The organism is Nocardia carnea (assembly GCF_029869215.1).
Classification (GTDB): domain Bacteria; phylum Actinomycetota; class Actinomycetes; order Mycobacteriales; family Mycobacteriaceae; genus Nocardia; species Nocardia carnea_B.
Map to the genome: position 1 here is coordinate 1 of NZ_JARWPM010000382.1, position 7,331 is coordinate 7,331.

Genomic DNA, 7,331 nt, shown 5'->3' on the forward strand with positions numbered 1-7,331 from the left:
CCCCCCCCCCCCCCCCCCCCCCCCCCCCCCCCCCCACCCCGCCGCTGTTTCTCCCCCCCCCCCCCCCCCCCCCCCCGCCCCCCCCCCCCCCCCCCGCCGCCCCCCCCCCCCCCCCCCCCCCCCCCGCAACACTGGGGGCAAAAAACCCCGCGCCGACTAGGGCGGCGCCAAAAGACCCAGCAAAAAGACACAGATATGTGACATTTGGTCGCGATTACTCCCCCCGCGGTGGCCGATCGAGACCATGGAGGACTAGCGTCTAGACGTGGCAATGAGTCTGTTGGGGAAGGCCGGCCACGGTCCGGCCGCAAATGAATCCGGGTTCGCCGCATATCGGGCAGGTGTCGATCGCCTGCTCGCGAGTTATCGCGCCATCCCGGCCGATGCCGATGTGCGATTGGCCAAGAAGACTTCCAACCTGTTCCGGGCCCGGGCGAAGAACACGGCCCCGGGGCTTGACGTATCGGGGCTGACCCGGGTGATCGAGGTGGATTCCCGGGCGAAGACGGCCGAAGTGGCGGGGATGACCACCTACGAGGATTTGGTGGCCGCCACCCTCCCGTACGGGCTGGCACCGCTGGTGGTCCCGCAGCTCAAGACGATCACGCTGGGCGGTGCGGTGACCGGGCTCGGTATCGAATCCAGTTCCTTCCGCAACGGTCTGCCGCACGAGTCGGTCCTGGAAATGGAGGTGCTCACGGGGGCGGGCGAGATCGTCACCATCACCCCGGACGGCCCGGATGCCGAGCTGTTCCGCGGTTTCCCGAACTCCTACGGCACCCTCGGCTACACAACCCGGCTGAAGATCGAACTGGAAACCGTGCAGCCCTATGTGGCGCTGCGGCATCTGCGATTCCGTGATCTGCGTGAACTCGAGGCCACCCTGGACCGGATCGTGCTGGAACGCAGCCATGACGGCGAAGCGGTGGACTATCTCGACGGGGTCGTGTTCAGCGCCGGGGAAAGCTATCTCATCCTCGGCCGGCAGACCGACGAACCCGGGCCGGTCAGCGATTACACCGATATGGATATCTATTACCGGTCCATCCAGCACGAGGGACCGGAGCCGAAACGGGACCGGCTCACCATCCACGATTACCTGTGGCGCTGGGATACCGACTGGTTCTGGTGCTCGCGCGCGTTCGGTACGCAGAATCCGAAGGTCCGCCGGTTCTGGCCGAAACGCTACCGGCGCAGCAGTTTCTACTGGAAGCTGGTCGCCCTGGACCGCCGCTACAACATCGGCGACAAACTGGAGGCACGGAAGGGTAATCCGCCGCAGGAGCGGGTGGTCCAGGATATCGAGGTGCCGGTGGAGCGCACCGCGGATTTCATGGAATGGTTCCTGCGCGAAATTCCCATCGAACCCGTCTGGTTGTGCCCGCTGCGGTTGCGCGATACCGGTGCCGCGGCCGGCGACCAGCCGTGGCCGCTGTATCCGCTGCGAACCGGGCGCACCTACGTCAACATAGGTTTCTGGTCGGCGGTGCCGAAATCGCCCGGCCGGATAGATGGCGCCGCGAATCGGGCCATCGAGAAAACCGTCACCGAATTCGACGGACATAAATCCCTGTACTCGGATTCTTATTACGGACCCGAGGAATTTGCCGCCCTCTACGGCGGTGAGAGATACAAAGAATTGAAAGAACGCTACGATCCCGGCCAGCGTCTGCTGGATCTGTATTCGAAGGCGGTGCAACGCAAATGACGACATTCAAGGACAGATCCGATGCTTTCGCGGATCTGGGCACCCGGCTCAGTATCGCCGAAGTGGTCGAGACCTTGGTCGACGGCGATGTTCCCATCAAGCTGACCGCCTACGACGGCAGCACCACCGGCCCGGTGGATTCCGAATTCGCGCTCGAGATCCGCAACCCGCGGGGTATCAACTACCTCGCCAACGCACCGGGTGATCTCGGCCTGGCCCGCGCCTACATCGCCGGGGATATGGACGCCGCGGGTGTGCATCCCGGCGATCCCTACGAGATCCTCGCGGCGATGACGGACCTGAAGTTCAAACGTCCGTCGGCGCTGTCGCTGGTGGCGATCGCGCGCTCGCTGGGCTGGGAGCGGCTGCGCCCGGTGCCGCCACCGCCGCAGGAAACCCTGCCGCGCTGGCGCCGGATCGCGCTGGAGGGTTTGCGGCATTCCAAAACCCGCGACGCCGAGGCCATCCACCACCACTACGACGTCTCGAACACCTTCTACGAGTACGTTCTGGGTCCTTCCATGACCTACACCTGCGCGTGTTACGGCGAGCGGGATTGGACCCTGGAACAGGCGCAGGAGAACAAGTACCGGCTGATCTTCGAGAAGCTGCGGCTGAAGGAAGGCGACCGGCTGCTCGATATCGGCTGTGGCTGGGGCGGGATGGTGCGCTACGCCGCGAAACGCGGTGTCCGGGTCATCGGCGCGACCCTGTCCGCCGAGCAGGCGTCGTGGGCGCAGAAGAAGATCGCCGAGGACGGGCTGAGCGATCTGGCCGAGGTGCGGCATTCGGATTACCGGGACGTCACCGAGGGCGAGTTCGACGCCGTCTCCTCGATCGGTCTCACCGAACATATCGGGGTCCACAACTACCCCTACTATTTCCGGTTCATCCAGAGCAAACTGCGTGACGGCGGGTTGTTCCTCAACCACTGCATCACCCGGCCGGACAACACCCGTACCACCAAGGCCGGTGATTTCATCGACCGCTACGTCTTCCCCGACGGCGAGCTCATCGGTTCGGGCCGCATCATCAGCGAGATCCAGAACATCGGGCTCGAGGTTCTGCACGAGGAGAATCTGCGCGAGCACTATGCGCTGACCCTCGCCGAATGGTGCAAAAACCTGGTGGCCAACTGGGATGCCTGTGTGGCCGAGGCCGGGGAGGGCACCGCGAAAGTATGGGGCCTGTACATGGCGGGCAGCCGGTTGGGCTTCGAACGCAATGTGGTGCAGCTGCACCAGGTGCTCGGGGTGAAACTCGGCAGCTCCGGCCGGCCCGAGGTACCGCTGCGCCCCTGGTGGACGCCCTAGCGCGGCGGCGCCGAGCGGCTGCGCGGCTGCACTGCGATCTCCGGTGCGGCAGCGTTCAGCTCAGCAGTTCGTCCAGGAAACGGATCGGGACACGGTTCTCACCCAGCGTGCGGACCGTGTCCTTTCCGTCGGGTGTGGTCACCGGCAGGTCGTCGCGCAGTACCTGCATGATCTCGCGGACCGCCGGGCCGGCATCCAGCAGTGGCCGGGTCCAGCCGAGGTCCGCGCAGGTCGCGACGGCCGGTGCCAGCAGGGCGGCCGCCTCGCCGACCCAGCCAGCGGCGGCCAGGCATTCGGCGAGTAGCAGCGACATATCCAGACTCGCGCGGGGCCGGCCCTGCTCCCGGGTACGGCTGTGCAGCGCCCGTGCGTGCCGGGCGGCGCGTTCGTGATCCTGGCGCGCGTCGCCGATCAGCAGCGACCGGATCACGGCGATCTCGGCCGCCTCGGTGTCCAGAGCGGTCGGGGGCGCGGGAGTTTCCGGCATCCGCCCGGGTTCGATGCTGGTCCGGGAACCGCCGGCCGTGCTTTCCGGGACGCGGTCGGCCGGGAGCGCGCCGAGCCGGAACTGTTCGGCCCGGATCTGCGCGCCCAGCCGGGTGAGCTGGTGGTCGGCGGCGATCCGCGCTCCCTCGGCGAGCCGCACCGCCGCGGCCGGTAGATCACCACGCAGGGCCTTCACCCGGGCGCCGGTGACGATGGTGGCGATCAAGGATTCGATCGGGCCGACCCGCGCCACCAACTGGTAGCTCTCGTCGAACAGTTCCTCGGCCGCGACCAGATCACCGCGCCGGTACTCGAGTTCGCCCAGCAGCCCGGCGGCCGCCCGGACCCCGTGCGACCGTGGCCCCGCGCGCAGCTGCGCGGTTTTGTAGGCCTGCCGGTAGGCCGCGGACGCGGTCGCGATATCCAGCTGCTCGTAGGCGATGAGGCCCCGGCCGCACCAGGCGAAGATCTCGCCCAGCGGCTCGCGGGACCGCTCCTGATAGGGCCGCGCCCATTCGAGCATTTCGCTCGCGGTCCGATAGTCGAATTCGCGGATCCGCACGTAGGCGTGGATATTGGCGGCCGTCGCGACCGTCCAGGCCGGGAGTTCGCCGGGATGCTGCAGCGATTCGGCCACCTGATCGAGGACGCCGGCGCAACGATCGTGCGATATCTCGTCCGCCGCCGCGAGCACATCGGCCTGGCAGCGCTGTTTACGCACTTCACCGTCGCCCTCCGGACTCCGCGACAGCGCACTCGACAACCGGCTCAGCGCCGACCGCGCCGCCGTGGACTGCTGCAGGTTCACGTTCGCCCGCGCGACCGCCATCAACAGCTTCGACCGCGAAGCCACCTGCTGGACGGGTAGTTTCGAGACAGAGCCGAGCAGGGTCGCCACCCGCGAACCGTCGATCAGGTCCATACCGCCGTTTTCCAGCAGGTCCAGGGCGGTTTTGAAATCCGTACCGGCCAGCGAATGATCCACCGCGCGACGGAGCAGCTGGTGTTCGGCATACCAGCGAGCGGCGCGACGGTGCAGGTTCTTGACCCGGCCGGGGTCGGTCCGGTCCAGGCGCGCCCGCAGATATTCGGCGAACAGCGGTTGCATCCGGAACCATTCCGGTTCCTCGTCGATATGCCGTACGAACAGTTCGCGCCGCTCGGCCTGCTCCAGCAGCCGCGGCGCCTCGGAGTTACCGGTGATCGCGATCGCCAGCGCACCGTTGACCTGTTCGGCCACCGCGATGGCGGACAGGAAGTCGAGCATCTCGGGTTCGAGCGCGTCCAGCACGTTCTCGGCCAGATATTCCCGGATACCGTGCCCGCCCTCGGACAGGCGCTCCACCAGGCTCGCCGGGTCGGGATCGTCCCGCAGCGCGAGACTGATCAGCTGGATCGCGGCGGGCCAGCCGTCGGTCGCGGAATACAGCCGGTCCAGTTGCCCGTCATCCAAGTCGAAACCGTTGCGGCGTACCAGGATCTCGCCGACCTCGGCGCGGGTGAGCCGCAGCTGCGCGGAATCGACCTGCACCAGTTCGTCGTTCATCCGCATCCGGCCGACGGGCAGTTCCGAGGGGTCGCGGCTGGTCACCACGAATCGCAGGTGGTGACAGCCGCTGCCCAGCAGCCGGGTCAGTATCCGGTGCGCGCCCGGATCGGTGAGCCGATGCCAATCGTCGATGATCACCACCACCGGTTCGCCGCTGGTGTGCAGTTCATCGATCAGACTGGACACCGCGAACGTGACCGTATCCGCGGGCCGCTCCTCCAGCATCTGCCCCAGCCCGGCCCCGATATCGGGGCGCACCCGATGGATGGCTTCGATCAGATGCGCGAGGAACCAGACCTCGTTGTCGTCGCCGCTGTCGATGCCGATCCAGGCGACCGGCAGGCCCTGGGATTCGAGTTCGTCGCGCCACTGCGCCGCCAGCACACTTTTACCGAAGCCGGCGGGCGCATGGATCACGGTGAGCCGGCAGTCCACACCTTTGCGCAGTATCTCCAGCAGCCGCGGCCGGCGCACCGGCTCCCGCGGCGGGGTGGGCGGCCGGAATTTCGTGGCCGGGCTCGGCGGCAGCGTGGCCGGGGACCGCGGCCGCTCGTCCGTCTGCCCGGCGCCGGGGCGCGGACCGGCGGCGGAGGGACGCGTGCGCGGCCCTGTGATGCCGAGCCGGCCGGACGCCGTCGGCGGTAGCAGCGGCCAGCTGCGGCGCGCCGTCACCGCGGGGGGCGGACGATCGTGCACCGGGGGCCCCGTTTCCACCGCGGTGATCTCCGGGTCCAGCAGCGCCATCTCGTCCGGCACCTGACCGTGCGCGGACTGCACCGCTCGCAGCATCTCCCCGAACTCGTAGGCGGAAGCCGGCCGCTCCCGCGGATCCTGCGCCATCGCGTGTTCGATGGCCGCGGCGACGTCGGCGGGAATGTCCTGCTCACGCAGGTCGGGTACGGGCTGCGTGGTGATCCGCAGGAACTGCGCGACCACCCGCTCCCCCGCCTGCCGCTCGAACGCGGCGTGCCCGGTGAGCAGGGCGAACAACGTCGCACCCAAGCCGTATACGTCGGACCGGACCGTCGGTTCCTGCCCCTTGAGCACTTCCGGTGCGGTGAACGCCGGGGAGCCGGTGATCTGGCTGTCCGAAGTGCGGAAACCGCCGGGCATCCGGGCGATCCCGAAATCGGTGAGCTGTGGTTCGCCGTACGAACTGAGCAGCACATTGGCCGGTTTCACATCGCGGTGCAGAATCCGGGTGCGATGCGCGCTTTCGATCGCACCGGCCAGCTTCACTCCGGCGCGGAGGGTGTCGGCCCAGCTGAGCGGGCCCAGATCGTGGATGAGACGTTCCAGTGAACCGTGCGTGGCGAAGGGCATCACGATGAACGGCAACCCACCGGCGGTCACATCCACCTGCAGAATGTCGACGATATTGGGGTGCCCCGACAACCGGCCCATGGCGTGTTCCTCGCGCAGGAACCGCTCCCGGCTCTCCGGGTCCAGATCCGAGGACAGCACCTTCACCGCGACCACCCGGTCCAGCGCCCGCTGCACACACCGATACACCACACCGAAACCGCCGCGCCCGATCTCCTGCGCCTCCGTGAGCCCCATGGCGGCCAGATCCTCGACGATATGCTCGGGTTCGGCTACCTCGGGGCCAGGCCCCGGGACGGCCATCGTAGGCTCCGGCACCGCGGATCCATTGCCGGTCGCCCGGGGTTCGGCGGGCTCGGCTTCCGCGGTTTCGCGTGCACCGGCCTCGGGATCGACGACCTCGGGTTCAGACGCCGCGGACTCGGACGCCGCGGGTTCACGCGCCGCGGGCTCGGCTGCCTCTGGATCTACCGGCGCGGGATCCACGGAGTCACGAGTTGCCGGGGATTCGGGAGCCACCGTTTCGAAAACGGCACCCTCCGGACCGGCGTGTCGCGATGCGCCGGCGGACCCGGCGTAGGAGTCTTCCGATTCGCGGCCCTGCGGGCCCGAACGCGTTCGTGGAGTCATATCACCACCTCGCACTCGTAACGAATCGGCTGCGGTGGGAACACCGCGGGGCCGTTCCGGTATCCACTTCCAACGTAGCGCGGTGTATCCCACTATGGGCGGGATTAACCTCCCGCCGCGTGTCTGTGTTTATTTGCGCCGCCTCCGGCGGCGCGGGGGGTGGGGCCCCCGGGGGGGGGGGGGGGGGGGGGGGGGGGGGCGGCGGCGGCGGGGGGGCGCCCCCCGGCCCGCGCGGCGCGGCGGGGGGGGGCCGCCCCGGCGCGCGGCCCCCCCCCCCCCCCGTCGGGCCCCTTGGGGGCCCAACCCCCGCGCCGCCGGAGGC

Annotated in this window: 3 protein-coding genes; 2 read left to right on the forward strand and 1 reads right to left on the reverse strand. The window is 68.6% G+C overall.

What is annotated here, in order from left to right; genetic code table 11:
• The first annotated feature begins 271 nt into the window (after nucleotides 1–271).
• Together QH276_RS27605 and QH276_RS27610 are read left to right on the forward strand one after the other, a co-directional pair.
• A complete protein-coding gene (locus QH276_RS27605) occupies nucleotides 272–1,708 on the forward strand; it encodes an FAD-binding oxidoreductase (RefSeq protein WP_280401254.1) in 1,437 nt (478 codons plus the stop codon).
• A complete protein-coding gene (locus QH276_RS27610; RefSeq protein ID WP_280401252.1) occupies nucleotides 1,705–3,021 on the forward strand; it encodes a class I SAM-dependent methyltransferase in 1,317 nt (438 codons plus the stop codon). The genes QH276_RS27605 and QH276_RS27610 overlap by 4 nt, the downstream gene beginning before the upstream one ends.
• A gap of 55 nt (nucleotides 3,022–3,076) precedes the next feature.
• Here QH276_RS27610 and QH276_RS27615 read toward each other — a convergent pair whose 3' ends face one another.
• On the reverse strand, nucleotides 3,077–6,682 hold the full coding sequence (locus tag QH276_RS27615) for a protein kinase domain-containing protein (RefSeq protein WP_432278809.1): 3,606 nt from the start codon (nucleotides 6,680–6,682) through the stop codon (nucleotides 3,077–3,079).
• Nucleotides 6,683–7,331: the final 649 nt, after the last annotated feature.

Bases quoted from the DNA above. Each gene is read 5' to 3' on its own strand.
- QH276_RS27610 (WP_280401252.1), top strand. From the start codon at position 1,705: ATGACGACATTCAAGGACAGATCCGATGCTTTCGCGGATCTGGGCACC.
- QH276_RS27605 (WP_280401254.1), top strand. From the start codon at position 272: ATGAGTCTGTTGGGGAAGGCCGGCCACGGTCCGGCCGCAAATGAATCC.
- QH276_RS27615 (WP_432278809.1), bottom strand. From the start codon at position 6,682: ATGGCCGTCCCGGGGCCTGGCCCCGAGGTAGCCGAACCCGAGCATATC.